Annotated in this window: 1 pseudogene; it reads left to right on the forward strand. The window is 74.3% G+C overall.

The features are described from left to right. A pseudogene (locus tag FL344_RS38335) lies at nucleotides 1-397 on the forward strand (hypothetical protein); the annotation flags it as partial.

Raw genomic sequence — 397 nt, forward strand, 5'->3', positions numbered from 1 at the left:
GCTGGGGCGGACGTCCTGGCGAGGGCGGCGCGTGGGGCGCGGTGGCGGGGCTGGGCGCGGAGTACCTGACCTCGAGGATGGACCTGCGAGCGCGCCTGGAGGGCCGCCTCCAGCGCGGAGGCTTCCGGCAGGGCGCCTTCGGCCCGGACTACGAGCTGGCGCGCTTCCAGGTGGCGGGCCCGACTGCCCTGCCGCAGGCGGACGCGCCCTTCCCGGACGGGTACTCGGCCTACGGCGAGGTGATTCTGAGCTGGGATGCGGAGAGCCTGAGCGTGCTGGGGCAGCGCCACTTCCGGCTGACGATGGGCACCGAGGTCTTCAACTGGGGCCGGGTGGACGTGGACGGCCGGCTGGAGACGCAGCTCTTCCACCGCAACCTCTCGGTGGGGGTGGGGGG

Origin of the sequence: Myxococcus sp. AB036A (genome assembly GCF_006547355.1) — a bacterium.
Lineage (GTDB): Bacteria > Myxococcota > Myxococcia > Myxococcales > Myxococcaceae > Myxococcus > Myxococcus virescens.